Genomic DNA, 25,714 nt, shown 5'->3' with positions numbered 1-25,714 from the left:
TCTCAGAAATTCGCCAGCGAACTGGACGAGCTGGGCGCGGAATCGACGCGGCGGTAGGCGCGCTCGAAACCCTCGAACTGCGGGAGTTTCACCGGCTCGAACGAGATGCCGAAGGGCTTCATGGTATTCCCGAAAAGCGCGCGATCGCCGAACAAGTGAATAGGTAGGGCAAGCAGTGCCCATTCGGGACCGAAGATCAGCGACCATATCGCGGCAATCGCTCCCGAGGTCAGGAGGCTGTGCATCACGTTGTAGGCGACGTAATAGCCCTTGGGGATTCGATGGTCCGAACTACGCCGATAGGCGATGGCACCCGGGATGTACCCGATGAGATCAATGACCAGAAATAGTCCGATGAATACCGCCCAGTTGATCTGGCCGATATGGATGATAGCAACGACAACTGCGGTGACCAACCCGAGAAACCACTCGGCACGAGCGAGCGTATGGGTGGCCTTGGTCTCGAATCGGTTCACATTGTCCATAGCGAAGAGAATCAGCCGATTCGCGCCGAACGTCAAGCGACCACAAAGACGATTCAAAACAGGCATGGGAATGCGAATTTGTCAAAAACTCAAATTTCGCGGCGGGCTGCAAACGCATATGAAAAAACGGCTACCCACCGGCGTTCAGCGAGTGAACGCGCCGGTGGGCAGCCGGTGAATCAGTGGAACTCGGTATATCTACTTGTCGGCGCTGCGCGCGGGCGCGATGCCGAACGCGGTGAAGGTGCTCAGCAACCCGACCGCGGCAATGGCCCACCAGCCCCAGCGGAACGAGTCGAGCGCATCGGAATTCGTCGCGGCGGTCAAGGTGCCGAGGATCGCGACCAGCATGACGACGCCGAAGACGTAGCCCAGCTGACGGCTGGTGTTGACGATGGCGCTACCCGTCGACACCTGGGCGGGCGGCAGGTCCACGGTGGCCTTGGCCAACAGATTGGGCAGTGTGAAGCCGACGCCGATACCGACGATGAGCCAGCCCGGCAGCAGTTGCGTCGCGTAGTGCACCTGTTCGCGCGCACTCACCGCCATTACCACCGCGCCCAGGCCGACGAGCACGTTGCCGATCGCGACGACCCAGGCCACCGACAGGTAGCGGCCGACCCGCTGGCTCACCGCGGCGAAGAACGGAACCATCAGCGGCCCGGGCGCCACCGCCAAGCCGGTGATCAGGGTGTCGTAGTGCGCGCCGGTCTCCAGTCGAAAGATCACGCTGGGCAGCACCGCGCCGAAGGCCGTGCAGAACAGGATGGTCGTCACGTTCGCCCAGAAGAAGGACCGCACCTTCAGCAGGGTCGGATCGATGATCGGTGCGGGATGCCGCAGGACGCGCACGACGACCGTCGCGAACGCGATCGCCGCCACCACGAACGAGACCACGGTCGCGGTCCCGCTCCACCCCCATTCCTGGCCCTTCACCAACGCCAGTGACAGCGCACCGAGGGCGAGGGCGAGAACGGCAGCGCCGAGGATGTCCGGAATCTTGGACTGCACCGGGCCTTTCGTCTCGGGCAGCAGGAGGACGACACCGATCAGGGCCAGCACGCCGATCGGAACATTGATCAGGAACACCCACTGCCACGACGCCTTCACCAGCGCTCCGCCGACCACCGGCCCGACGGCGGCGGCCAGCGAGGTCGAGGTGGCCCAGATCTTCACCGCCCCGGCCCGCCGTTCCACCGGCAGCGCGGTAAGCAGCAGCCCGAGGCTGGTCGGCAGCAGGGCCGCCGCGCCCGCGGCCTGCAGGACCCGGAATGCGATGAGCCACCAGAGGTTCGGTGCCAGCGCGCAGGCCAGGCTGGCCCCCGCGAACACCGAGAGCCCGACGATGAATCCGGCCTTGCGGCCGTAGCGGTCGGCCAGTCGCCCGGCCGGAATGAGCAGGGCCGCGAACACGATCGTGTACCCGTTCAGGATCCAGCTGAGGTTCGAGAGCGAGGATCTGGCAAAGGCTTCACCGATGGACCGGAAGGCGACATTGACGACGAAGACATCGAGCATGGCCATGAAGGCGGCCGAACACAGCGTGAGCAGGATCAGCGTCGAGCGGTCCCGTTCCCGTTGTTCGGGCACTGGCACGGATGTGGCGGTCTGCCTTGGTTCAGAGAGGGTCATACCAAAAGAATACGGTCGCTCGTATGTATTAACAACCGCGGGAATGAACTACGCGCGCAATCGATTCCGCGGAACCAGCAGGCCCTCCACCGAACGCCGGATCCAGTCGCCGACACCCTCGTGCCCGAGACGGAATTCCGTATTCGCCGCGCGCAGCACGGCATCGATCTGAAAGGCCACGAGATCGCGGTCCAGTTCGGCGATTTCGCCCTGCGCGACGGCCCGGCCGAGTTCGGTCGACAGCAGGTCGATCCAGGCCCGCTGGGTGCGGACGAGCGCGTCACGCACGGGGCCGGGCCTGCTGTCGAACTCGGCGAGATTGGCGGCCTGGAAACAGCCGCCCGCGAAGAGGGGCTTTTCGGCATAGCCGATCCAGCGCTCGACCAAGGCCCGAACGCGCTGCACCCCTCGGGGTTTCGCGAGTGCGGGCCGGGTGACGAAGTCGTTGAACAACATTCGGGCATGGTCGACGGTCGCCAGCTGCAGGCTTTCCTTGGACCCGAACAGGGTCTGAAGCCCGGCCTTGCTCGAACCGGACTCGGCGGCCAGACGCCCGAAACTCAGGCCCTCGAGGCTCTCGAGCGACGCGATGTCGACCGCCTTGTCGAGCGCGATTCGCCGCGTCCGCGCCCCGCGCAGGAGTCGTTTGTCCGTCATCGCGACGGCAGCCGATAGGCCAGCTCTTTCACCATCAAGGTCGCCAGGACCGCCTGTCCGCCACTGGCGACGTGAATCTTGTCCTCGCTCACCAGGTTCGCCCGCTCGTTGATCGGGTGGTCCCACGAGTCGACGAGCGCGGCGTCGAATTCACCGGCGAGCTTGCGCGTGATGTCGTTGAGCCGGGCGACCCGATCGGTCCAGTCCGGGAACACGGGGATGACGAACCGGCGGACCAGGGTGAACACCGTCAGTTGCGCGCCCGTACCGGCCGCCCACACCCACATCTCACGCAACCCGGCCTCGATCTGGTCCCAATCGGGGTTGCGCCGCACGATGTCGTTCGCGCCGCTGTTCACATGCAGCAGATCGGGTTTGAAGTCCTCGATCAACTGCCGCTGCTCGGCGAGCGCCTGCGCGGTGGTGGCACCGACTTTGGAGGTATTGAGGTAGGCCAGGTCCGGGTAGACCATGCGCAGCACCCGCTCCACCCGGCCGACCCAGCCCAGGTGCTCATAGCCCGGGGTCGGGCCGCAGACACCCGCCGACAGGCTGTCCCCGAACGACGCGAACCGCCGCCACGGTGCGTCGTGCAGCAGCGCGGCGGCGAGTTGCGGGGCGAGAACGTCCGGATCCGTCTCTTCGGTCAAAGGCTGTTCAGTAACGGTCATAAAAAAAGAATACGGTCGATCGTATCTTCTAGCAATGCCGCGGTTCTCGGGTCAGGTCGCCACCTGCTCACCGGCCGCGGCGATCGAGGTCCGGATGATGTCGGCGATGACGTCGGGGTTTTCGAGCATCGGGACGTGACCGAGGTCGCGCAGCACGATCGGTGGTCCGGCCTGCGGCAGCCGATCGACATAGAGCCGCGAATAGTGCCGCGGCGGGAGGATGCGGTCGCGCTCGCAGAGCACCACCTGGACCGGCGTGGCGATCTTCTCGATCTCGCGCATGCCGCCGCGCCGCAGATCCGACCACACGATCGCCAGGTAGCCCAGGCTGTGCATGCTGGCGTAGACGTAGTTCTGGGCGTCCACCGTCTCGACCGCATCGGGGCGCACGCTGACGATTCGCAGCAACAGGTTGCGTATCAAGGGAATTCGCGCGGGCAGGCCGCCGACCAGCCCGCGCAGCGCGACCAGCGGGGCGAGCGCGAAGAACTTCGACGCGACCGCGAAATGCGGCACGGAATGGTGCCGCCACGCCCCGGCGGCGGCGATCACGACGACACTGCGGGCACGACCGCGTTTCGCCAATTCCAGTGCGACCCAACCGCCCAGAGAATTGCCGACGATGTGGCAGGTCGGCCAACCGGCCTCGTCGAGCATCCGCTCGACGCCGTCGACCAGGCCCCGCAGCGTCCGTTCGGATCGGGGCAGCGGTGGCCCGCCCCAGTGCCCGGGCATGGTCACCGCGAGCAGTTCGTGATCGTCGGCCAGCCGGTCGATCACCCGCCGCCAGTTGTGGTGGGACATCATCAAGCCGTGCAGCAGCAGCACCGGCTCGCCACGGCCGGTGCGGATCAGTGCGGGTGGTTGCATTCGCATGGTTAATCTCCTATCCCGCCTTGGTGTTTCGATCGTCGAGCGGCTCCGGCTCCGCCAGCACGTGCAGCACGTCCACGAGGCCGGGATCCTGATCGAGCCGCTCGGCCAGGGCGCTCCACTCCCACGCGTTCTGCCGGGCCAACTTCGCGACGAGCAGCACGCTGTGCGGCGGGATCGACTCGATCAGGGCCTCGAAGTCGCGCGCGGCGGCCATCGGCGCGGACAGGGAGCGCAGCAGCACCCGGCCGTTCTCGCTGAAGCGCAGCGCCGGATCCCGGCGCAATCGTTCGAAAGCCGCTGCGGGCGAATCGGATCCATTGCGCCGCGACGACTTGGTCGCAACCACGCGACGCCGTGCGAGCCGGGCCTCCCCGCCCCGCTCGCGGCGTCCCGGCGCGGGATCCTCGCCGCGGCGAACCCGCGCTCGAACATCGCGAACCGTCCCCTCGGACAATCCGGATGCCACCGCCACCGACGCGACCGACGCCTCCGGGTCGTTGCGGAACAGTTCGGCCGCCGCGGTTCTGGCCTCGGCGCTGCTCACCGGGTGCCGCCGACCGTCGCGTCCCACGCGCGGCAGCAACTGTGACTTTTCCTCAGTTGCGGTTCGGCGGATCGCGCCGACCGTCTTGTTCGACAGCCCGGTGGCGGCGGCGATCAATCGATCCGACCAGTCCGGATGCGAGGCGAGCAGGCCCAGCACGGCGCTCTTGCGTTCGGCCAGTGTCAGTGCCATCCCGTGTGCGACATTGGCGCGCACCGCCATCGCGAACAGGTCGTCGACCTCCCCGTCGAAGAGCCTGGCCGCGATCGTGTCCGCGCCCCGGGCGCGGGCGGCCGTCACCCGGTGCATGCCATCGACCACCTGCATGGTCGGCCGGTGAACCAGGATCGGCGGCAGCTCGGTCGCCACCTGGGCGAGCAACCGCGCATGCTCGGCGTTGACACCGCCCAGCCGCGGCGATCGCGACGCCCGTAGCGCCGCCACCGGAATCTGTTCAACCGGAAGCCGATTCGACAGCGAGTCCCATTGCAGGATCAGCGTTGCGAGCGAATTGCCCTGTGCCTCGGCAATATTGCCCATGACGGCTCACCGGTCCAGCCGCATCGCGCGGGCTCGGTCAGTGGGCAGGAGAGCGAGGTAGGTCGGAGGGAAGTTGTCGTGGATCATCGAGCACCCCCGTGCGATCTAGAAAAGCCACGTCCGCCAGCGCGCGGACGAAACCCATCCGAGCCGCGTCAGCGAGGCCGGACGAGATATTCGGAAACGGTGTGTTTTCAAGCTAGGGGGAGAGCGGGACGCGCGGCATCGCGACCGACCAACCGCCGATGCGTGCGACGAACGGTCGGCGAGCGGTCGCTTACCGTCGATGAGCGGTCGGCGTACCGGGTCGGCGTCGACAGCCCTCGACGGCGGTGGCGCTCGGGCTCATCCCGGCCGCTCGGGCTTATTCCTGCCGCTCGGGATCAGCCCTGCGCGCCGCGCTTGCGCGCGGCCATCTCCAGATACGCGCCGAGTTCGGACTCCAGCACCTTGTCGAGGGCCTGATCGAGGCTGTCCCGCACCGCCCGGACGCCGAGATCGCGCAGATGCGTGAGCATTTCGGCGGTGGCCGCGACCTCCGCGTCGGAATCCGGGAGCCACCCGGGACCGTGCTGGTCGACAATGTGGTCCTTGGCGGCGACCACCATCAGCCGCGCGATGTCCTCGAGCCGGTCGACGATGGCGGCGTGCAGGTCGATGATGCCCGGCAGGCGGAAACCGTAGGAGCTCAGGGACGCGAAGGTTTCGAGCAGATCGGGGCGGGTGAGCTCGGCGGTGTCACCGTGCAGCCGGACCAGGCCGAGTTCCTCCAGGCGGGCGAGCTGATCGCGATCGACCGGGTGGTCCTCGGTCTCGCCGAAGAAGGTGTCGATGAGTTCGCGCGGAATCTCCACGGGCGCTTCGGATTTACCCCAGGTGGCGGTGACCGCGCTCTGCAAGCCCAGGATCTCGGTGAGGTCCTTGCCGGTCTCCCAGCTGGTGATGAAATCCGCGATGTGCGCGATGGTGAAACCGCGCTGCAGCAGCGCGTCGATGATGCGCAACCGCGCCAGATGCGTCTCGTCGTAGATCAGGGCCCGCCCGCTGCGCCGGGTCGGCGTGGGGAGCAGGCCCTTCTCCTGATACGCCCGCACATTGCGGGTGGTGGTCCCGGCGGCCTGGGCGAGATCGTCGATGCGGTACTCCGCCATCCGTATCGCACCCGTCCTTTCCGCCGACCACCCGAATCATCGATCGGCCACGACATTAGCGCAGGTCGTAGTCCGCCAGGTGCACCGCGGCCAGCTGGCGGGCGTACTGGGTGCCGAAACCGGGGTACATGGTGGCGTTGAAGCCGTCCTCGGTCAGATACCAGCTGCGGCAGCCGGAGTTCCAGGTGGTGGCCGTCAACCGGCGCTGCAGGCGACGGTTGTAGCGGTCCTGCCGATCCCGTCGGGGCTCCAGGGTGCGCGCGGTGCCGTCCAGCACGATCTTGATGGCGTCGGTCAGATAGTCGATCTGCGCCTCCATGTAGACCAGCGCCGAATTGTGGCCGGGACCGGAGTTCGGCCCGAAGGTGAGGAACAGATTCGGGTATCCGGCCACCGTGACGCTCTTGAACGCGTATGCGCCCCCGCGCCATTCGTCGGCGAGCACCCGGCCGTCGCGACCGGTCACCGGAATCGGCGTGCCCTGTTTGGACACCTCGAACCCGGTGGCGAAGACAATGCAGTCGAAGCGGTGCTCGATGCCCTCTGCGGTGCGGATGCCCCGCGGCGAGATCTCGGCGATGGGCCAGGTGATCAGCTTGCAGTTCTCGCGCTGCAGCGCCGGGTAGTAGTCGCTGCTCATCAGCAGGCGCTTGCAGCCCGCCCGGAAATCCGGGGTGAGCTGGCGGCGCAGCCACGGATCACGCACCTGGGCCCGCAGATGCGCGAGCGCGACCTGTTCCACGACCCGGGTCAGCGGCGTATTCCACACCACGCCCAGCGCCACCGACTCGTGTCCCCAGAACCAGGCTTCCCGCGCCAAGGTCTGGGTGAGCGGCACGCGGCGGTACACCTGTTTGGTGAGGCCGGTGGTGCGCCGATTCACCCGGGGCAGCACCCAGCCGGGCGTGCGCTGGAAGACCTTCACCGAGGCGGCCTGTTTCACCAGTTCCGGAATGATCTGCACGGCGCTGGCCCCGGTGCCGACCACCGCCACCTTCTTGCCGGTGAAGTCGTAGTCGTGATCCCAACGCGCGCTGTGGATCTTGTGGCCCTCATAGGTGTCGAGCCCCTTGATATCCGGGAATCCGGCATTGGCCAGCGGACCCGAGGCCAGAATCACCGTGCGCGCCAGCACATCCGGACGACCCTCGGCGAACGAGACGGTCCAGAGTCCGGCCTCCTCGTCGAAGGCAAGCCCGGACACGTTGTGCCCGAAGTGGATGAACGGCCGGATGCCGAACTGCTCGACCATGGAGTCGATGTATCCGAGGATTTCCCTACTGCCCGAATAGGTGTGGGACCAGTCCGGGTTCGGCGCGAAGCTGTAGGAGTACAGCCGCGACGGAATATCGCAGGCCGCACCGGGATAGGTGTTGTCGCGCCAGGTGCCACCCACCCGTTCCCCGCGCTCGAAGATCGCGAAATCGCCGATGCCCTTCTGGCGCAGCCTGATCGCCGCACCGATGCCCGCGAAGCCCGCTCCGATGATCGCCACGTCCAGTGGCGTGCTCCCCGCGCTCACGCGACCGGCTCGTAGGTGAGTTCCTTGGACCAGGTCGGCTGCGCGGGCAGCAGGCGCTCGGGAATGGCCCCGGTCAGCTTGACCAGGCCGTCCGCGAGCAGGTGATACGGGTGGTCGCGGTTGATGACCCAGCCCGCGTGCATCTTCACGATCCGGTACATGGGCACCCGGTTGGCGATCGGATTGCGCTCCCCCACCTGCTTGAACCGGGCCATGGCGGCGTAGAGCTTCTCCTCGTTCACGCCCATCTCGACAATGTTGTCGCGCATCTTGTTCAGCAGCGGCACGTAGCTGAGCACCCCGATCATGAGCGACGGCTTGACCCAGCCGCCCACCAGATCGATGGCCAGCTTGCGCGCGCTGGCGTGGCCGAGCAGCTCCATGACCGCGTAATCGGTGGCCAGATGCCGGGATTCGTCATTGTTGATCCGCTTGAAGACCTCCTGCGCGACCGGGTCGGAGATCTCGTCGGTGACGAACTTGATCAGCGCGCCGTCCAGGGCCACCTCGAGCATGGGAATGACGGTGCCCAGGAACGACAGCGACATGCCGTCGGAATGCTTGTCCAGGAAGTCGATGACCAGCTTGACATTGATATTGGGTTCGGGGATCTCGTCGCCGTCGAGCATGCCCCAGCGCCGCATGAGCGCCAGTTCGGCATTGGCGTGCCGCTGTTCCTCGGCGTGGAAGTAGCGGTAGATCTCGGCCAGCGTCGCCGTCGGGGCCTTCTTGGCCATGGCAGCGAACCCGCGGGCGCCGACATTCTCGATCCACATGAGATCGGCCATGAACGGCTTCAGCTTGGCGTGCAGCGCGGGGTCGATGAGCTCGGCTCCCGGTGCGTCCCAGTCGATATCGGCCAGGGCCCACTGCTTGGACTTGATCTTGGCCAGCATGTTGTCGAAATCGAAGGCTTGATTCTTGGCGGACATGTCAGACTCCCGTCTGCTGGATGGTCTGCTGCGGCGTCGTCGAGTCCTCCTGCGGCAGGACACGATTCAGGACGCCGAGGGCTTGGGTGTAGAGGGCCGGGAAGTGCCGCTTGAGATGCCAGACCACCCGGGCGTCCAGCTGCGGCACCACGTACAGCGCGCCGCGGTCGTGGGCATCGAGGGTGGTGCGGGCGATCCGCTCGGGCGAGAATCCGGACAGGCGCATGAGCCCGGTCGCCAGCCGCGCGGATCCGGCGGTGATCCGCCCGTCCGCCACCACATTCGTCTTCACGAAGGTGGGGCACAGCGCGGTGACGGCCACCCCGCTGCCCGACAGCTCGGCGGCCATGGTCTCCGACAGCGAGACGACCGCGGCCTTGGACACGTTGTAGGCGGCCATCCCGGGCGCGGCGGCGAATCCGGCCGCCGAGGCGACATTGATGATCCCGCCGCGTCCGGCCGCGCGCAGTCGGGGTGCGAAGATCTCGCAGCCGTACACCACGCCCCACAGATTGATCCCCAGCGCCCATTCCCAGTCGCCGAATCCGATATCGCCCACCGGTTTACCGCCGATGCCGACACCGGCGTTGTTGATCACCAACGTCGGCGTGCCCCGGAAGATCAGCTCCGCGTGCAGGGCGAGGCTCTCGATGTCCTCGCGGCGCGACACATCGCAGAAGATCGCATGCGCGGTCCGCCCGTAGGTCTGCTCGATCAGCCGCACGGTCTCGTCGGCGCGGTCCTTGTCGATGTCCGCGCACACGACTTCCCCACCGCGCGCGGCGAGTTCGAGCGCGAAAGCCCGCCCGATCCCGCTGCCCGCGCCGGTCACCACCGCCTTGGCGTCGTGGGTGCGGCGCTTGCCGCCCAGCGCGAACGCCAGCTCGTCGATCGGCCACATATCAGCTCACCTGCTCTCGAACCGGCGGGTTCGACCGCGCCAGTGTGGAAGTCACGAATGCCGCGGTCTGTCGCAGCGCGGCGGCCGCCTCGGGGACCAGCAGCGGCAGCGCCTGGAACACATGGATCCGGCCCGGCCACAGCTGCAGTTCGCACGGCACGCCCGCCGCCGCGGCCATTTCCCGCAGCTGCCGCGCGTCGTCGGCGAGCATCTCCCCCGCGCTGGCCTGCACGAACAGCGGCGGCAGCGCCGCGCCCGCCGGAATCCGCAGCCGCAGTCGCGGCGAATCCTCCGGTTCCGCGGCGGTATACAGCGCGATCATGCGCCGCCCCACCCACGCCGGGGCCATGGGGTCGGGCAGCACTCGATCCCGCCGCTCGGCCAGTGTCAGCGTCGGATCCATCAGCGGCGAGAACATGAAGGCGCCGGCGGGCTGCGCCACCCCGGCAATCTCGTTCTGCAGCAAGAGATCCAGCGTCAGATGGCACCCCGCCGAATCACCGCCGATCACCAAATCCTGTGGCCGGTAACCGTGTTCGAGCAACCACCGATACCCGGCCGCCGCGTCCTGGGCCGCAGCCGGAAACGGATGCTCCGGCGCGAGCCGGTAATCCACCACGAACACCGGCAACCCGGTGAGTTTCGACAGTCGCGAGGCGAGCCCCCGATGCGTCCGCGCCGAGCACACCACGTACCCGCTGCCATGGAGGTAATAGATCGCCCGATTCGAATGGCGAACCCCCGCCGCGCGCACCCACTCGCCGCGCACCCCGCCCGAGCGGACCGGCATGACCGCGGTCCCCGGCAGGGTCGGCCCGAAGGCCGCCATGATTCCGGCGATGAGTCCGCGCCCGGCCTCGATCCCGATTCGATTGTTCGGCAACAACCCGTTGACCTGCCGCAATCCCACCACCGACGCCGCGGCCGCGAGCCGGGTCCGCGCCGTGGGTCGGGTGGGAACCGCCGCCGAGGGGAAGGTCGCCGTTGACCTTGTACTCATACCCCAAAGCATCGCCGCCGAATGTTACAGTTGTCAATGGCACATTCATAACAACCTAGGAAATGCTCGGGTGATGACCCGGCAGCAGGCTCGCCACCTGGTACTTTTCGGCCATGACGGTCGATTGGGTGTCGACGGATGGCGAGGCGGGGAGTGCGCGGACCAAGCCGCTGGCCTGGTTGCGGGCTCCGGTGGAACCGGCCGCGGACAACGGGTTCTTCGGGCCCGGATCGGTGACGTGGAAGGTGTGGGGGTACCCGACCTCGCTGTCGGTGGGGTTTCAGCGGGCGGTGGTGATCGAGGAGCTGGATCCATTCCTGGTGGCCTCGGTGCAGCACACGGGAAAGGTGTACAGCCAGGCCAGGACTCGCTACGACCACACCCTGGCCTACTTCGCGACGGTCATGTTCGGCGATACCCAGACCGCGACCAAGGCCGCTTCGGTGCTGATGAAGATCCACGCCAAGACGGGCGTGGGGACCGAGCCGGTCTCCGGATTGCCCTATGACGCAAACGATCCGGACTCACAGCTGTGGATCCACCTGACGGCGTGGCATTCGATTCTCTATGTCTACGAGCAGTTCGGGCCGGGGCCGCTCTCGGATGCCGAGGAGCACCAGTTCTGGAACGAGTGCGCGATCGCGGCGCAGTTGCAGACCTGCGATCCGAACAAGGTGCCGCGCACCCGGGAGGGGATTCGCGCCTACTTCGAGGACATTCGGCCGCGATTGGCCGCCAGCGAGGTCACCCAGCAGATGATGGATCACCTGCTCAATGCCCGGGTGATGTATCCTCCGCTGCTGGGCAAGCTCGGGCCCTTCGCCTGGATCGCGAACAAATTCCTGCGCACCGCGACCATCGCGACGCTGCCGCACTGGCAGCGCGACCTGGCCGCCATTCGCCAGTCGCCGCTGGCCGATCTGGCGGTGCGGCTGCTGGCCAAGCCGGTCTTCTGGGTGCTGTCCAAGAGCGGGCGGCTCCAATTGAGCCTGCTGGCTTGGCTTTCGCCGATGACGGCTCCGGTGGCCGCGCCGTTCCTGCGCAAGATCCCGGCCCGGGAGCCGCGCACCATGACCCCGGCCGAGGCCTTCGCGCACTGGAACGTCCAGACCCCGGCCGAGCTGTACTCCCAACTGCATCGGCAGGCGGAGTAGCACTGAACGCGAAAAGCCGACTGCCCCCGAATGATTCGGGGGCAGTCGGCTTTCGTTTCGGCCGTTCTCCGGAACTCAGCGGTTGCCGTGCGCGCCGAGGGAGGCGCTGAAGACGGCGACCGGGGTGCGCGAGGCGCGCAGGTTGGCGCGTTCCGACACGGTCAGCGCGGACCGGGAACGACGCTCGCCGAGTACCGACAGTACGGTCAACGGGTTACGGGAGAAGTTGATGAAAGCCATGACAGCCCTCCTTCAGGAGTCAGGCCGGCCACCGCGTGAGAGAACTACAGCTCCGCACCGGTAGGCCGGGAAGTACGAGGGTGGTGAATCGGTCTCGGACACGGACTGTCGCCGTGATTCATTAGTCCCTCACCTCCTCTTACTAGCCATGACACCGATTACGGTCCTCGCCGGGTCGCGAGGCACAGAACGGCCATTATTACCGATACTCGACCGTCCAGTCAAGTTCCGTTCATCTTCCGTTCACCTTCATCGGTATATCCCCCGCCCCCTCCTGGCCGGTCAGGACATCCGCGCGAACAGCCAGAGAGCTGCGGGGATCGCGAGAGGCGGTACCAATATCGCCAGCGCGACTACGAGACCGGCAAGCCCACTGTCCTCAGCTTCTGTCCGAGTTCGATCGGCCACCGGGGATGAGCCGGTCCCGCCCGCACGCCCGCGCACCGACACGATGACCAGCGCCACGATGAACACCACGCCCGCGCACGCCAGCCAGACCACCCATGCGCTGACCACATAGAACACCACCCACACGATCGCCACAGCTGCACTATCCGAGCGGTAACCGACATCACGAACTTCTGGGCCGCCCAGGGCGGCTGGCTATATCCCCCATCGAATTCAGCATCGGTCATCGTCGGCGCTCAGGGCAGCTGGGGCAGCGACGACCGCGTCCTGGACTGGACCTTCGGAACCACCCAGCAATGCTGAACCCGCGCAACCACCACGCCAAATTGAGTGCGTCTTGTGAGGGCGAGTGTTGGCTGCATCGTGCGCGGTGGTGTCACTCGACGGTGCCGGGGCCGAGATGGCGAGCGAACCAGTCGGTGATCTGGGTGACGGCAGGGTCGATGGCCTCGGGGACGTCGTAGAAGGACAGGTGCGGGGTGTCTGGGCGCAGGTGCAGCTTGTCGGCGGTGGGCACAACCGCGAAATGCCGCTTCGCCTGATCGGGCAGCGCGCAGTTGTCGCCGTGGATCAGCAAGAACGGCTTGGTCAAACGGGCAGCGGCGCTGAGACTTTCATAGCTGAGCAGCGCGGCATCGCTCAGTACCGCGTGCCGGTTGTCCCACAGGCCGCGATCGGCCCAGGGCTGATACCACGACCATGGCGCCAGCCCGGGCATGCCGACGTCGAGGCTGGTCGAATGCACGGCGGTCACATAGCGCACCTCGCCGGTGGCCTCGTACTTCGCCAGCGCCTCACGTCCGCGAGCGAGTCGGTCGGCCACGGCTTGTGGGCCGCCGAGCCACATCGCGTCGGCCTGGGGATTACGGAAGTGCGGCGTCACGGCCGCGACCGCCCGGATCAGCGGATCATCGGCGGCCGCGTGCACGGCGGTATTGCCGCCGAAGCAGACCCCGAGCACGGCAATCCGCTCGGCATCGACCTCGTCGCGAGCGGCCAGGAAGCCCACCGCGGCCCGCAGATCGGCCAGCTTGCCCATCGGATCTTCCACACAACGCGGCTCAGCACCACTCTCACCCCGAGAGCGCGGATCGAAGACCAACGCGGTGAATCCATTGGCGGCCAATCGCCGCGCGTACTGCACCGGGGCCTGTTCCTTAACGAAGGTCATGGGCCCGATGATCGCGACCGCCGGTGACCGCCCATTGGCGAACCCAGCCTCATACAGCCGCCCCACCACAGTCTCTCCGCCACTCGCGAAGCTCACCCGCTCCCCATCCTCCACACCAACGACATCGTTCGAACCCTCGAACACCTGAAACCTCCTGCCCTGACCCGAAATAGGAACTGCCATGTCACGATCCCCAACACCGCTGTCAAAGCACTGGCAACCCGGCAGCCCACCACGCCCCACATCCGACACTCACCAATCCAGGATGTTCGGCCAACCTCGGACCGACACCGCCACTTGATCTTCCGGCCCCACGCGCTGGCCGGTTCGGCCAGCGCGCCTCGCGGCCTGAGCGCGAGGCGCCGCATGGCGCTGCGCGAGTTGATCATGGGCCTAAACATGCACTAAGGCAGCAAAATTGGCGGGAACCTGCCCTCCGACAGCGATTTGTGCACGAATAGGCCCATCGCACCGAACTCGGCAATACGGTCAGTCGATGGGGCGAGATGATCTCGGTGCGTTGATCTTCGGCTGCGCCGCATCGACGCCTGCCAAGATCTTGGCGCAAGACACGGTGGGGGGTCGTCGTGGCTCCATCGGCCTACATGGACGGCACCGTGCTCGTCGAGCAGCCAGCCGGGGCGGGCTGGCCTGCCATGCGGTCGTCGATCCAGCGCAGGGCTGCGGGCGTTCCGGTGACCGCGAGGCTGACGTGGTCGCTCAATTGGTCTCGCATGTAGGTGATTTGCGCGCCCGCCGCGCACCACTGTGCCACCGCCTGATCGCTCACCGCGATGTCGACGATTTCGTCGTGCACGGCGTGATAGTGGAGCATCGGTGCGGTGGGTACTACCGGGCCGAAGTCGAGATCGGCGAACAAGGGCTGTACTTCCTCGAGCAGTTGCGAGAAGGGGATCGTCAGGTAGTCGTCCATGCGTAGGAATGGATGCTGGCCCACGTTCGGCGTCGCACATTTGCTGTCACCCGCGGCCATCAGGGCCTGCCCGGCGGGCGTCAGATACTTGTCGAAAACGGCGGCCAGACGCGGATCGGCGCGCATCATGCCGGGCAGGATCGCCGGCATGAAACCGGAGAACGGACCGGAGTCCAGCACCTTCAGATAGCTGCCGAAGTCCGTTCGCCAACCACCGAGGACGGCCCCGGTCAGGCGTAGTTCGGGCGCGTAGATCGGTTGCATCTGCGCAGCCGAACTGGTGCCGAGCGACCCGCCGGAGTAGCCCATCGCGGCGACCGGAGTATCGGTGCCGGGCAGGCCGAGTGGCTCGAAACGCTCGGCCGCGCGCACTCCGTCGAGGGTGAGGTAGCCCGGCTGTCTCGCGGCGATCAGCGTCCCCTTCGGCCCCTCCCAGTCGGGGATGGAAATCGCGTGACCCGTCGATAGCATCTGCTCGATCGATATGAGATCCAGGCTGGAGTCGTACTTGTTCTCGACCGGCGCTCCCTGCCGCAGCACGAACGAGGGAGCGCACTGTGGAGCCGAGGCATCTTCGGCGGCCTGATAGGAGATCAGACCTTTGACCTGACCGTTTCGCGGGCGCAGCACCGTCGTCACGGTCGCCATGGGGTTCCCGTCGACATCGGTCGTTCGATACAGCAGCTGCCAGGCGTCGGCGTCCTGCGCCTGCGGCCCCATCGAGGCCACCTCGACAGGTCGCGAATTCAGAATGGTGCCCGGAGCCTGCGAGACCCACCCGGCGGGCGGGGTATAGAACGGGTCGCTCTGCGGAGTCAGCACCGGATCGGCACTGCCGACCGCCATCGGTGTTCCGGCCAAGCACAACACGGCCGAAGCCGCGATCAGGGCCGAGCGCAGCTGGCTGCGCTTGATCGCCGAACTCGTTGCGCCACAGCTGGATACGGCAATATCTACCACGTGACTTCCCCTCCCCGGAGGGGGCGACTCCCTAGGCCCCCAAGATGGCAGTCACGGTACCTCCTCAAACTGGAACAGGTGTCAGAAACGGCGGCAAAGATCGCTCGGCTGGTGTCCTATTCGAACCATATGGCGTCCCCGGGCTTACGCCGATACCCGCAGGCCGACTGCGTTGGCGAGGCGGCGATGGGAGTTGAGGCGGGCGGTGCGGTCGTAGGTGCTGGTGTGGACGAGGAATTCGTCCGCCCCTGTGCGGCGGATCAGCCGGTCCAGGTCGGCGAGGACCTGGGGTTCGGTGCCGTGGATGTGGCCGCGCAGCGCGTTGTCGAACAGGTCGCGCTGCCGGTCGGTCATGGGTTCGTGGTCGATGACCTCGGGTGGTAGGAGGGCGGGGAATTCGCCGCGGGTGCGGGACCAGGCCGCCGACCAGGCCTCGGGCAGCAGCAGGCGATGGGCCTGCTCGGTGGTGTCGGCGATGACGACCGAACCGGAGAGGACGATGTAGGGTTCCGCGCCGCCGGGGCCGGGTCGGAACTCGGTGCGGTACCGCTCGATGGCCTCGACCATGGCGTCCTCACCGGAGACCGCCGCGATGACCAGCGGCAGGCCGAAGCGCGCGGCGCGCTCGGCACCCGAGCCGGTGGCGAGGAGGAAGGCGGGCACGCGCAGGCCTTCGGCGGGCCAGGCGTGGACGCCTTGGCGTCCGCCCGTGAAATAGGCCAGTAGTTCGGTCAGTTGGGCGTCGAAGTCGTCGGCGTCGCGCTTGTCGTGGCCGAGGGCGCGGCGGACGCCGTCGGTGAAGCCGACCGAGCGGCCCAGGCCCATGTCGATGCGGCTGGGGTAGAGGGATTCCAGGACGCCGAATTGTTCGGCCACGATCAGGGGCTGGTGGTTGGGCAGCATGACGCCGCCGGTGCCGACTCGGATGCGGGAGGTGGCGGCGGCGATGGCGGCCGCGAGCACGGTGGGGGCGGAACCGGCCACGCCCGGGACGCTGTGGTGTTCGGAGACCCAGAAGCGGTGGTACCCCCATTCCTCGGCCAGGCGGGCGAATTCGACGGTCTCGCGCAGGGCCTCCGAATGCGACTGGTCCTGGCGGACCCGAGAGCGGTCCAGGATCGAGAAGCGAATCGAACGCCAGGCCGGGGTCGTGTCCATTGCCACCATGCCCAGTGCAAACCCGAACGGCCGGGTTTGATTCCGGGCGTGCGGCTCAGCTCACAGGTGGGAGGAAGCCGACCTCGACGTAGTAGTCGAAGTAGCGAGCCAGCGTCGGGCAGTCGACGCCCGGGCACGGGGAGCTCGGATCGCTCGGTGCCACGCCGGTCACCTCGGCGGAATAGTTGATGCTCAGGGCGGCCGCCCGGACCAGCAGTTCGTCGGCTCCCGACCGTTCGGCCGAGGTCAACAGGGTGGTGGCGAACTCCATCGGGTCGGTGAGGTCGAGGTGGTAACCGCGGCGCAGGATTTCGTCCCGGATGGCTTTCAGGGAGACGGTGCGTCCGGGCAGCAGGGTGACCACGCGCTCGCGCGCGGGCGCGGCGACGACCGTGGCGGCCACCTGGTCGACGGGCAGCATGGCGACCTCGCCGTCGGGCAAATCGGGGGCCACGCCCAGCACCAGCATGGCGCGCAGCATGGTCCACCAGGCGTCGTCGGTCCCGGCCGCGCCCGTGCGGGAATCGCCCGTGATCAGCCCGGGACGGTAGATGTGGACGGGCAGGCCGCGGTCGGCGGCGGTCCGAACCAGTTGTTCGGCAACCCATTTCGTGAGGACGTAGCCGGGGAGCCCGTCCGGCGGGCCGTCGGGGACCGAGGCGGTCGAGATGTAGTGGACCGGGGCGAGCGGGCCGGTGGTGGCCAGCCGCAGCACCTCGCGGGTGCCCTCGACATTGGCCGGGCGCATGCGGGCGTAGGGCTCGAGGTGATTCACGTGCGCGCCATTGTGATAGATCGCGTCGATGCGCTCGGCGAGTTCGGCGAACCGCTCGGAGGTCAGGCCCAGCCGCGGCCGGGCCAGATCGCCCGGGACCGCGACGATGCGGTCCGCGTAGCCGGAGAGGTCGACGCGGAAGCTAGCGGCGGCATCGGAAATGCGCTGCCGGGCATGGGGTTCGTCGGTGGCGCGCGTCAGGCAGTAGACGGTGGACGAGGTGCGCTCGAGGAGTTCGCGCAGGAGGAAGACACCGAGGAACCCCGTCGCGCCGGTGAGCAGGACGGCCTCGGGTGTGCCGGAGTCACGCTGCTCTCGACCAGCGGCGGTGATGTCCGCATCCAGCACCGCATCGGCCAGCGGATCGGGTCCGCTCTCGGAGGCAGCCCGGTCCGCCCGGAGCGCGGCGGCCAATTCGCGCACGCGCGGATGGTCGAACAGCGGACGCAACGGCACCGCGATGGCCAGTCGATCGGCCAGTGCGGCCCGAACTCGAATGGCGGACAGCGAGTTTCCGCCCAGGGCGAAGAAGTCGTCGTCGCGGCCGACCCGGTCGATGCCCAGCTCCGCGCCGAACACCTCGGCGACGATCCGCTCGTCCGCCGTCTCCGGAGCCCGGTATTCCCGCACCGGCAGTTCGGGATCGGGCAGTGCGGCCCGGTTCAGCTTGCCCGTGGACCCGAGCGGGAAGGCGTCGAGCACGGTGAGATGGCTGGGAACCATGTAGCCCGGCAACCGCTTTCGCGCCGTGTCCAGCACCTCGGTGAGATCCGGTGCGACACCGCCGACGCCGCGCAGATACCCCACCAGCCGCTCGCTCCGAATGGCCACGACCGCCTCGGCGACGCCCGGATGCGCGCGCAGCGCGGCCTCCACCTCACCGGGTTCGATGCGCTGGCCGCGCAGCTTGAGCTGGAAGTCGGTGCGGCCCAGGTATTCCAGGCCGCCGTCGCGGGTGCGCCGGACCAGGTCGCCGGTGCGGTACATGCGCGCACCGGCCGGGCCGAAGGGGTCGGCGACGAAGCGATCCGCCGTCCGGTCCGCCTGGCCGAGGTAGCCGCGGGCCAGTTGCGTGCCCGCGACGTACAGTTCGCCGGGTGTGCCCGCCGGGACCGGATGCAGGCGGGCGTCGAGTACGTAGGCGCGCGAATTCCAGTGTGGCGCACCGATGGACACCGGCCGGTCGCCGAGATCGGTCACGTCGGTGCCGGTAATGGAAATGGTCGCCTCGGTCGGTCCGTACAGGTTGTGCAGTCGGGCCGGACTCGCGGCGGTGAACCGCGCGATCAGCTCGGCGGGCAGGGCCTCGCCGCCCACCCACACGACCCGCAGGCCGGACAACGCTTGGGCGGGTGCGTGTTCCAGCAGTGCGCGCAGCAGAGAGGGCACCGTCAGGAAGCACGTCACCCGCTGGCGGTCGATGAGGTCGGCCAGGTACTCCGGGTCGGTGCGACCGGTGGCCGTGGGGATGGCCAGGTGCGCGCCCACGGCCAGCGGTGCGGTGTAGCCGATCAGGGAGGCGTCGAAGGTGGTGGGCACCAACTGGAGATAGGTATCGGCCGCGGTCAGTTGGTATTCGGTGCTGAGGAAGGCGATGTGATTGGCCATGGCCGCGTGCGAGACGCCGACGCCCTTGGGACGGCCGGTGGAACCGGACGTGAAGATCACGTAGGCGAGATCCTGTTCACGCAGCGGGCGCAACCGGTCGGCATCGGTGACGGGCAGCGGCGAGAAGCTCGACAGGTCTTCGGAATTCAGCATGTCCGCACCGATCACGCACACGGGCGCGACGGTCGCCACCAGGTCCGCCACCCGCTCGGCGGGCTGGCTCGGATCGATCGGGACGTAGGCACCGCCCGCCTGCACGATGGCGTAGAGCGCGACCACCAGATCCGCACCGGGTGGCAGGGCCGTGCCGACCGTCGTACCGGGACCGACTCCGGCCGCGATCAGCTTGCGCGCCAGCCGATTCGACCGATCCGAGAGTTCGCGATACGTCAGCGTAATGCCGTCATCGGTCACCGCCACGGCATCCGGCGTGCGGCGCACCCGCTCTCGGAAGGCCGAAAAGAAGAAGCGATGCGGCACAGCGACATTCGAGCCCGCACTCGGGAAGCTCGCCACCTCCGCGGCGTCGGTCAGCGGCAGATCACCGACGGCAATGTCCGGGTCGACGGCGACGGCCGCCAGCAGGGCGCTCAACCGCCGCCCGAACGCATCGATGGTGGACTCGTCGAACAGATCGGTGGCATACCGCCACGAACAGTTCAGTCCCGCAGCGCCTTCCGCGTCCCGCCGGGGCACCACGGTGAGCTGGAGATCCATGGGCGACACGGATTCCCCGAGGTCGATGGCGTCGACGGTGAGACCGGGCAGCCGCAGCTGTCGCTCACCGAATTCCTGAAAGGACAGAGCGACCTGGAACAGCGGATGATGCGCCTGGGTACGGGGCGGGTCCAGCTCGGCCACCAGCCGCTCGAAGGGCACCTCGGCATGGGCGAAGGCCGCCAGATCGGTGTCGCGGACCCGCGCGAGCAGGTCGGTGAAGCGCTCGGCGGCCTCGACGCGGGTGCGCAGCACCAGCGTGTTGACGAACATGCCGATGAGATCGTCCAGTTCGGGTTCACCGCGGCCCGCCACCGGAGCGCCGACGGCAATGTCCTCGGTCGCCGCCAGCCGAGCCAGCAGGACGGCCAGTCCCGCGTGCACCACCATGAACAGCGAGACGCCCTGTGCGCGAGCCAGTTCCTCCAGCCCCCGGTGCACGGCGGCGTCCACCGGGAAGTGCCGGGCCGCACCGCGCTGCGACGCCACGGGCGGTCGCGGGCGGTCGGTAGGCAGTTCCAACAGCGGCGGCAGCCCGGTCAATGCTGTCCGCCAGTGCCGCAACTGGGTCGCGAGCAGGGAATCGGATTTGCTTGCCGAACCGAGCAATTCGCGCTGCCAGACCGCGTAGTCGGCGTATTGCACCGGCAGCGGCGACCACTGCGGCGCGGCGCCTCGAGTGCGGGCGGCGTAGGCGGTCATGAGGTCGCGGGTCAACGGGAGCATCGAGAAACCGTCGGCGGCCAAGTGGTGGATCACGACGGCCAACACGAAGTCGTGCTCGGCGAGGCGGTACAGGCGCAACCGCAGCGGCACCTCGGCGGTCACGTCGAATCCCTTGCCCGCCAAGGCGATCAGCTCCGAACGCAGGCCGGATTCCGGCAGCTCCACGGGCGTCAGATCCACCGGGACCTCGTCGACGGGCCGGATGTCCTGATACCCGTGTCCCGCGCTCTCGGGAAAGACCGTGCGCAAAACCTCGTGCCGCTCGAGCAGATCACGCACAGCAAGCCCGAACGCGGTCACGTCGAGATCGCCCGAAAGCCGCAGCGCGAAGGGAATGTTGTAGGCGGGCGAGCGGGGATCCAGGCGCGCCAGGAACCACATGCGCTGCTGCGCCAGTGACAGCGGCGGCCGCGTCGCGGTGTGCGGCCGGGGCCGCAGCGGCACCCGATCCTCGGTGCCGAGCCCATCGACGGCCGCCGCCAGCGCGGCCACGGTCGAATGCTCGAAGATCAGCCGGACCGGCACCCGCGCGGCCCGGCCCACCCCGAGCCGTCCCGCCAATCGCGTTGCCAGCAGCGAGTTTCCGCCGAGCTCGAAGAAGTCGTCGATCGCCCCGACCGGGCCGACGCCCAGCAGTTCGGAGAAGGCCGCGGCGACCGTGCGCTCGGTATCGGTCAGGGCGCGCCGAGCGGCGTGGGTGGTCAGGACGGGTTCGGGCAACGCGTCGTAATCGAGCTTGCCCACGGTCGTCAGCGGAATGCGATCTATGACGACCACGGCCGCCGGGACCGCGTGGCGCGGGAGCTGTTGGCGCACATACTCTCTCAACGAGTCCGGATCCGGTTCGGCATTCGCGGCGGGCACCACGTACGACACCGGCGCGGTCGCCCCGCTGGGCAGGCGGCGCAGCAGAGTCTTCGCGTGACAGACCGATTCGTGCGCCGACAGCACCGAATCGATCTCGCCGAGCTCCACTCGGAAGCCCCGGATCTGCACCTGCGCGTCACTGCGGCCCAGATACTCCAGTGTCGGCCGGCCATCGCCGCCCACGATCCACCGCACCACATCGCCGGTGCGATACAGCCGCTCCCCCGTGCCGTCCGGATGGGCGACGAAGCGGGCCGCGGTCAACCCCGGCCGCCGGTGGTAGCCGCGCGCCAAACCCGGTCCGGCCAGGTACAACTCACCGGCGACCGCGGTCGGCACCGGCCGCAGCCGGGCATCGAGGACCAGGGCCGACACCCCTGGAATCGGTCCGCCGATGGCGACGGTGTCCGCCGGGGTGAGCGCCTCGCTGATGGTCGCGGCCACCGTGGTCTCGGTGGGCCCGTACAGATTGAAGAAGGAGCGTCCCGGCGACCAGCGGGCTACCAGATCGGGCGGGCATTCCTCGCCGCCCGCGACCACCACAGCGAGATCGGGCAGGTCGGTGGCCTCGATGCCCGCCAGGGCGGCCGGGGTGATGAAGGCGTGCGTGACCCGCTCGGCGCGCAGCAGTTCGGCGAGTTCGTCGCCGCCGAAGCAGTCGGCCGGTGCGATGACCATGGTCGCCGCCGACCCGACGGCCAGCAGCAGCTCCAGCACTGCCGCGTCGAAGCTCGGGGAGGCGAAGTGCAGGGTGCGGGATTCGGTCGTGATGCCGAAGCGGCGAGTTTGCTCCCGGCAGAGTCCGGCCAGTCCGGTGTGGGTGACAGCCACGCCCTTGGGCAGCCCGGTCGAGCCGGAGGTGTAGATCACATACGCGATGTCCGTGCCGTGCAGGCGGCGGGTGCGTTCGGTGAAGTGCAGCGGTTCGGCCGAGGCGTCGGCCAGTGCCTCGGCGCAGGCCGACGAGTCGAGTTCGAGCCAGTCGAGCCCGTCGCCGAGTCGCTCGCGGGTAGCCGAGAGGGTCAGACCGTGGGCCGCGCCGGAGTCGGCGAGCATGTGGGCGACGCGGTCGGCCGGATAGTTGGGGTCGACCGGCACGAAGGCCGCGCCCGACTTGGCGACCGCCCACACCGCGATCACGGATTCGACCGAGCGCCGCAGCGCCAACACCACCCGGTCACCGGGCCCGAGGCCGCGGGCGATGAGCACCCGGGCCAGGCGCGTGGAGCGTTCGTCGAGTTCGGCATAGGTCAGCGAGCGCGCGCCCGCGCACACCGCGGTACCGGTCGGATCAGTCTCCGCCGCGGCGGCCAGCAGGCGGGGCAGCGTGCATACCCGCGGGCGGCCACGCGGCGTCGGAGCCCGGCGTGCCGCAAGAACGTCGGCCCTCACCGGTTCCTACTTTCAGCCTCGATTCGCCTTCCCACACGAGCGCATGATTACCGCGTCCGGCCGGGGTAGGCAAGCGGTGAGAAGAATGAGCGAGGCCCAGGCTACCAGCGCGAATGTCGAGCAAATCGGGCAACCGATGCGGCGGACCGAAACGGTCAAGCCGACAGGACACCGAGGTCGCGACGGCCGGAGCCGACCACCGCCACCGGGTCGGCGTCCAATACCCGGTGCAGGAGTTCGTGATAGATATCGCGGAAATCGACCGTGGCCTTCAGGTCCCCATTGTCGAGGTCGGTGAGGCTGGGCTCGTCGCCGTGGAAGCCGCCCGCGACACCCGCGCCCGCGAGCAGCACCGGTCCGGCGGTGCCGTGGTCGGTGCCCTGCGAGGCATTGGCGGCCACCCGGCGGCCGAACTCGCTGTAGGCCAGCAGCACCACATCGCGGCCGCGCGGATGGGTGGACAGGTCCTTCAGGAAGCCGGTCACGGCCGCGTCGAGGCGGCCCAGCAGTTGCTCTTGGGTGTGGCGTTCGTCGGCGTGGGTGTCGAAGCCGCCCAGGCTCACCGAGTAGACGCGGGTGGGGACACCGGCCTTGATGCACTGGGAGACCAGATCCAGCTGGGCGACGAGGGCGTCGGCGGCTTGCCCCTTCGCCTGCTTCAGTGCCGAGAAGGTTTGGCGGACAGTCTGTTCGGCCTGATAGCCGGTGCAGACCCGGCCGCGCGCCGGACTGTCGTCCGGATCGTTCGCGGCCAGGCCGGACAGGGTCGCGGCCAGGTCGGCCGACAGCGGCGCCGAGGACGGATCCAACGCCGCCGCCGTGTGTTTCGCGCCCATGGCCAGCTGCGGCAGGACCGGGCCGATATTCACCGCGCGGACCGGGTCGTCTCCGGTGGCGTCGAGCCAGCGCCCGATCCAGCCGGTCGGCACCGGCTCGTCGGGTGAGGCGGTCTGCCAGATGTCCATGGAGCGGAAGTGGCTGTGGTCGGGCCGCGGATAGCCGACGCCGCGCACGATGGCCAGTTGACGGTTCTGCCACAGGCCGGACAGACCCTTCAAGGCCGGGTTGAGGCCGAGCCGATCATCGAGATGCAGGACCTCCTCGGGCCGATAGGCCAATTCCGGCCGGGCATCGTGATATGCGTTGTCCGCGTAGGGAATCACGGTGCTGATCCCGTCATTGCCGCCATACAGGGTGAGCACCACCAGGATTCCCGACCCGGCGGCCAGTGGCGTCGTCGTCGCCCGCTGGTGCAGTTCGTCCCAGGTGATGGCGGACGCGCCGACCACACCGAGCGCGCCCAGGACCCCGGTGCCGACCAGGAACTGTCTGCGACTGACTTGCGGCATGGTGAACGACCTTCAGCTGGTGAGGTATTCGGGAGTGTTGATGGCCAGGGCGGCGAGCCGGGGCGGCTGGTCGACGACGGTGTTCAGCACCTTCGCGCTGCGGTCCGACCACGATCCGAGGCCGAGCAGGTAGGCGGTGGCGTCCAAGCGGTTCGACCGGCCCGCCTGGGAGATCGCCGACAGATCCGCCCTCTTCACCAGATCCGTTGCCGCCGTGAGCCTTATCTGCGCGGCGGCACTCGACATCCAGCCCTGACCGCGCGGCCAGCCGCCGACATTGGGCGGATAGAACGGCAGCTGACCGAGCTTGCGCAGAGTCCCGGCGAGTGCGCGCGCGGCGGCGTCGTCGGTGAGCGGCACCCGCAGGGCGCGCACGGCACCGATCAGCCATTCGACCGGGCCGTGCACGACGGTGTCTCGGGCGGAGGTGAATTCGGCGTCGGTGAGGATCGCGGTGGTCAGCGCCGAAAGATCCCGACCCGGACCGTAGGCGGCGGTGAGCCGGTCCAGCGCGGCATCGGAGGGCGGATCGTCGGAGGCGAGCGACCGCCACAGGCTCGCGGCCACGAAGCGCGCGGACTCGGGGCGTGCCAGCACGGCGTCGCAGAAACCCTTGGCGTCGAGCGGACCCGTCACTCCCAGTACGGTTTTGGCGCCGTCGTCGTGACGTTTCGCCTCGAAGGCGGCCACCCCGCCGGTGATCGTCCACCCCGTCAACGCCCGCGCGCCCTCGCGCACATCGGTTTCGGTGTAGCCGTTGCCGTGCCCGAGCGCGAACAGCTCCATGAATTCGCGAGACAGGTTCTCATTGGGCGCTTTCGCGGTATTGGCCACGCCGTCGAGCCAGCGCAGCATGGCCGGATCGGTGAGCATGGCGTAGGCGAGGGTGGCGAAATCCCCGACCCCGTGCGTTCGCAGGGTCTGATTCTGCGCCGCCATCTCCGCGGCATCGCGCACCTTGGTGGCCGAGGTCGCGAAGTGGTTGTGCCACACCAGCGTCAGCTTCTCGCGGACCGGCACCCGGACCGCGGCCATGCGGCGCAGCCACCACCAGGTCAGCGTGTCGAGCTGCCCGGTGAGCTGGGCTTGATACTGCTTGCGGGCGTCGGCCGTCGCGCCCTTGCCGAGCGGGGCGGGTGGCGTGAACCGCGGCAGCGGAGTGGCCCGCGCCCCCGGATCGCCCTCCGGGTCGGCGGTCAAAGCGTCACGGAGGTACCCCGCCACGTCCGTGACCGCGTCGACCTCGGCACCGGTCGTCCCGAATCCGGAGCGCCGCAGGACCCGCGCGGTCCGCATCCATTCCGGCGACATGCCCATGACCCGAGTATCGATCGAGCGGGCGTC

20 protein-coding genes are annotated in these 25,714 nt (G+C 68.2%); 1 reads left to right on the top strand and 19 read right to left on the bottom strand.

Features of this window, described 5'->3' with window-relative positions:
* Positions 1–2: 2 nt before the first annotated feature.
* The 11 genes from VMT65_RS27725 to VMT65_RS27675 all read right to left on the bottom strand — a co-directional run bounded on the left by VMT65_RS27725 (position 3) and on the right by VMT65_RS27675 (position 10,911).
* Positions 3–485 carry a hypothetical protein gene (locus tag VMT65_RS27725; protein ID WP_326311389.1) on the bottom strand — a complete coding sequence of 161 codons (483 nt, stop codon included), beginning with the start codon at positions 483–485 and terminating at the stop codon, positions 3–5.
* Positions 486–683: 198 nt separating this feature from the next.
* Positions 684–2,117, bottom strand: coding sequence for an MFS transporter (locus tag VMT65_RS27720; RefSeq protein ID WP_326311388.1), 1,434 nt, complete (start codon positions 2,115–2,117; stop codon positions 684–686).
* A gap of 48 nt (positions 2,118–2,165) precedes the next feature.
* Complete coding sequence (locus tag VMT65_RS27715) at positions 2,166–2,774, bottom strand: TetR/AcrR family transcriptional regulator (protein WP_326311387.1); 609 nt, start codon at positions 2,772–2,774, stop codon at positions 2,166–2,168.
* A complete protein-coding gene (locus VMT65_RS27710; protein WP_326311386.1) occupies positions 2,771–3,445 on the bottom strand; it encodes an SGNH/GDSL hydrolase family protein in 675 nt (224 codons plus the stop codon). The genes VMT65_RS27715 and VMT65_RS27710 overlap by 4 nt, the downstream gene beginning before the upstream one ends.
* 51 nt (positions 3,446–3,496) lie before the next feature.
* Complete coding sequence (locus tag VMT65_RS27705; RefSeq protein ID WP_326311385.1) at positions 3,497–4,321, bottom strand: alpha/beta fold hydrolase; 825 nt, start codon at positions 4,319–4,321, stop codon at positions 3,497–3,499.
* 10 nt (positions 4,322–4,331) lie between these two features.
* Complete coding sequence (locus VMT65_RS27700) at positions 4,332–5,405, bottom strand: ParB/RepB/Spo0J family partition protein (RefSeq protein WP_326311384.1); 1,074 nt, start codon at positions 5,403–5,405, stop codon at positions 4,332–4,334.
* A 383-nt stretch (positions 5,406–5,788) separates the two neighbouring features.
* On the bottom strand, positions 5,789–6,556 hold the full coding sequence (locus VMT65_RS27695; RefSeq protein WP_326311383.1) for a MerR family transcriptional regulator: 768 nt from the start codon (positions 6,554–6,556) through the stop codon (positions 5,789–5,791).
* A 55-nt stretch (positions 6,557–6,611) separates the two neighbouring features.
* Positions 6,612–8,078, bottom strand: a complete 1,467-nt coding sequence (locus VMT65_RS27690) for a flavin-containing monooxygenase (protein ID WP_326311382.1) — start codon at positions 8,076–8,078, stop codon at positions 6,612–6,614.
* Positions 8,075–9,010, bottom strand: a complete 936-nt coding sequence (locus VMT65_RS27685; protein WP_326311381.1) for a ferritin-like domain-containing protein — start codon at positions 9,008–9,010, stop codon at positions 8,075–8,077. Before VMT65_RS27685 ends, VMT65_RS27690 begins: the two co-directional genes overlap by 4 nt.
* A gap of 1 nt (position 9,011) precedes the next feature.
* On the bottom strand, positions 9,012–9,911 hold the full coding sequence (locus VMT65_RS27680) for an SDR family NAD(P)-dependent oxidoreductase (RefSeq protein WP_326311380.1): 900 nt from the start codon (positions 9,909–9,911) through the stop codon (positions 9,012–9,014).
* A 1-nt stretch (position 9,912) separates the two neighbouring features.
* A complete protein-coding gene (locus VMT65_RS27675; RefSeq protein ID WP_326311379.1) occupies positions 9,913–10,911 on the bottom strand; it encodes an alpha/beta hydrolase in 999 nt (332 codons plus the stop codon).
* A gap of 113 nt (positions 10,912–11,024) precedes the next feature.
* On the opposite strand from VMT65_RS27675, the gene VMT65_RS27670 reads away from it, so the two are divergent.
* Positions 11,025–12,065, top strand: a complete 1,041-nt coding sequence (locus tag VMT65_RS27670; protein ID WP_326311378.1) for an oxygenase MpaB family protein — start codon at positions 11,025–11,027, stop codon at positions 12,063–12,065.
* 75 nt (positions 12,066–12,140) lie between these two features.
* Here VMT65_RS27670 and VMT65_RS27665 read toward each other — a convergent pair whose 3' ends face one another.
* From VMT65_RS27665 to VMT65_RS27630, 8 genes are all read right to left on the bottom strand, one after another.
* Positions 12,141–12,305 (bottom strand): hypothetical protein, encoded by a 165-nt coding sequence (locus VMT65_RS27665; protein ID WP_326311377.1) that lies wholly within the window; start codon positions 12,303–12,305, stop codon positions 12,141–12,143.
* A gap of 282 nt (positions 12,306–12,587) precedes the next feature.
* Positions 12,588–12,848 (bottom strand): hypothetical protein, encoded by a 261-nt coding sequence (locus tag VMT65_RS27660; RefSeq protein WP_326311375.1) that lies wholly within the window; start codon positions 12,846–12,848, stop codon positions 12,588–12,590.
* Between the two features lie 241 nt (positions 12,849–13,089).
* The gene (locus VMT65_RS27655) at positions 13,090–14,067 is read right to left on the bottom strand and encodes an alpha/beta hydrolase (RefSeq protein ID WP_326311374.1); all 978 of its coding nucleotides are present in this window, start codon (positions 14,065–14,067) and stop codon (positions 13,090–13,092) included.
* A 418-nt stretch (positions 14,068–14,485) separates the two neighbouring features.
* Positions 14,486–15,778, bottom strand: a complete 1,293-nt coding sequence (locus tag VMT65_RS27650) for a lipase family protein (protein WP_326311372.1) — start codon at positions 15,776–15,778, stop codon at positions 14,486–14,488.
* A 144-nt stretch (positions 15,779–15,922) separates the two neighbouring features.
* Positions 15,923–16,936, bottom strand: a complete 1,014-nt coding sequence (locus VMT65_RS27645) for an LLM class flavin-dependent oxidoreductase (protein WP_326311371.1) — start codon at positions 16,934–16,936, stop codon at positions 15,923–15,925.
* 55 nt (positions 16,937–16,991) lie between these two features.
* Positions 16,992–23,021, bottom strand: coding sequence for a non-ribosomal peptide synthetase (locus VMT65_RS27640; RefSeq protein ID WP_326311370.1), 6,030 nt, complete (start codon positions 23,019–23,021; stop codon positions 16,992–16,994).
* Positions 23,022–23,176: 155 nt separating this feature from the next.
* Complete coding sequence (locus VMT65_RS27635; RefSeq protein ID WP_326311369.1) at positions 23,177–24,370, bottom strand: DUF1501 domain-containing protein; 1,194 nt, start codon at positions 24,368–24,370, stop codon at positions 23,177–23,179.
* Positions 24,371–24,382: 12 nt separating this feature from the next.
* Positions 24,383–25,687, bottom strand: a complete 1,305-nt coding sequence (locus VMT65_RS27630) for a DUF1800 domain-containing protein (protein ID WP_326311368.1) — start codon at positions 25,685–25,687, stop codon at positions 24,383–24,385.
* Positions 25,688–25,714 lie beyond the last annotated feature (27 nt).

Source organism: Nocardia sp. CDC153, from assembly GCF_035818515.1.
Classification (GTDB): Bacteria; Actinomycetota; Actinomycetes; order Mycobacteriales; family Mycobacteriaceae; genus Nocardia.
The sequence above is the reverse complement of the archived record's forward strand: the minus strand, read 5'-3'. Positions and strand labels throughout refer to the sequence as shown.

Bases quoted from the DNA above. Each gene is read 5' to 3' on its own strand.
- VMT65_RS27725 (WP_326311389.1), bottom strand. From the start codon at position 485: ATGGACAATGTGAACCGATTCGAGACCAAGGCCACCCATACGCTCGCT.
- VMT65_RS27720 (WP_326311388.1), bottom strand. From the start codon at position 2,117: ATGACCCTCTCTGAACCAAGGCAGACCGCCACATCCGTGCCAGTGCCC.
- VMT65_RS27715 (WP_326311387.1), bottom strand. From the start codon at position 2,774: ATGACGGACAAACGACTCCTGCGCGGGGCGCGGACGCGGCGAATCGCG.
- VMT65_RS27710 (WP_326311386.1), bottom strand. From the start codon at position 3,445: ATGACCGTTACTGAACAGCCTTTGACCGAAGAGACGGATCCGGACGTT.
- VMT65_RS27705 (WP_326311385.1), bottom strand. From the start codon at position 4,321: ATGCGAATGCAACCACCCGCACTGATCCGCACCGGCCGTGGCGAGCCG.
- VMT65_RS27700 (WP_326311384.1), bottom strand. From the start codon at position 5,405: ATGGGCAATATTGCCGAGGCACAGGGCAATTCGCTCGCAACGCTGATC.
- VMT65_RS27695 (WP_326311383.1), bottom strand. From the start codon at position 6,556: ATGGCGGAGTACCGCATCGACGATCTCGCCCAGGCCGCCGGGACCACC.
- VMT65_RS27685 (WP_326311381.1), bottom strand. From the start codon at position 9,010: ATGTCCGCCAAGAATCAAGCCTTCGATTTCGACAACATGCTGGCCAAG.
- VMT65_RS27680 (WP_326311380.1), bottom strand. From the start codon at position 9,911: ATGTGGCCGATCGACGAGCTGGCGTTCGCGCTGGGCGGCAAGCGCCGC.
- VMT65_RS27675 (WP_326311379.1), bottom strand. From the start codon at position 10,911: ATGAGTACAAGGTCAACGGCGACCTTCCCCTCGGCGGCGGTTCCCACC.
- VMT65_RS27670 (WP_326311378.1), top strand. From the start codon at position 11,025: ATGACGGTCGATTGGGTGTCGACGGATGGCGAGGCGGGGAGTGCGCGG.
- VMT65_RS27665 (WP_326311377.1), bottom strand. From the start codon at position 12,305: ATGGCTTTCATCAACTTCTCCCGTAACCCGTTGACCGTACTGTCGGTA.
- VMT65_RS27655 (WP_326311374.1), bottom strand. From the start codon at position 14,067: ATGGCAGTTCCTATTTCGGGTCAGGGCAGGAGGTTTCAGGTGTTCGAG.
- VMT65_RS27645 (WP_326311371.1), bottom strand. From the start codon at position 16,936: ATGGACACGACCCCGGCCTGGCGTTCGATTCGCTTCTCGATCCTGGAC.
- VMT65_RS27635 (WP_326311369.1), bottom strand. From the start codon at position 24,370: ATGCCGCAAGTCAGTCGCAGACAGTTCCTGGTCGGCACCGGGGTCCTG.
- VMT65_RS27630 (WP_326311368.1), bottom strand. From the start codon at position 25,687: ATGGGCATGTCGCCGGAATGGATGCGGACCGCGCGGGTCCTGCGGCGC.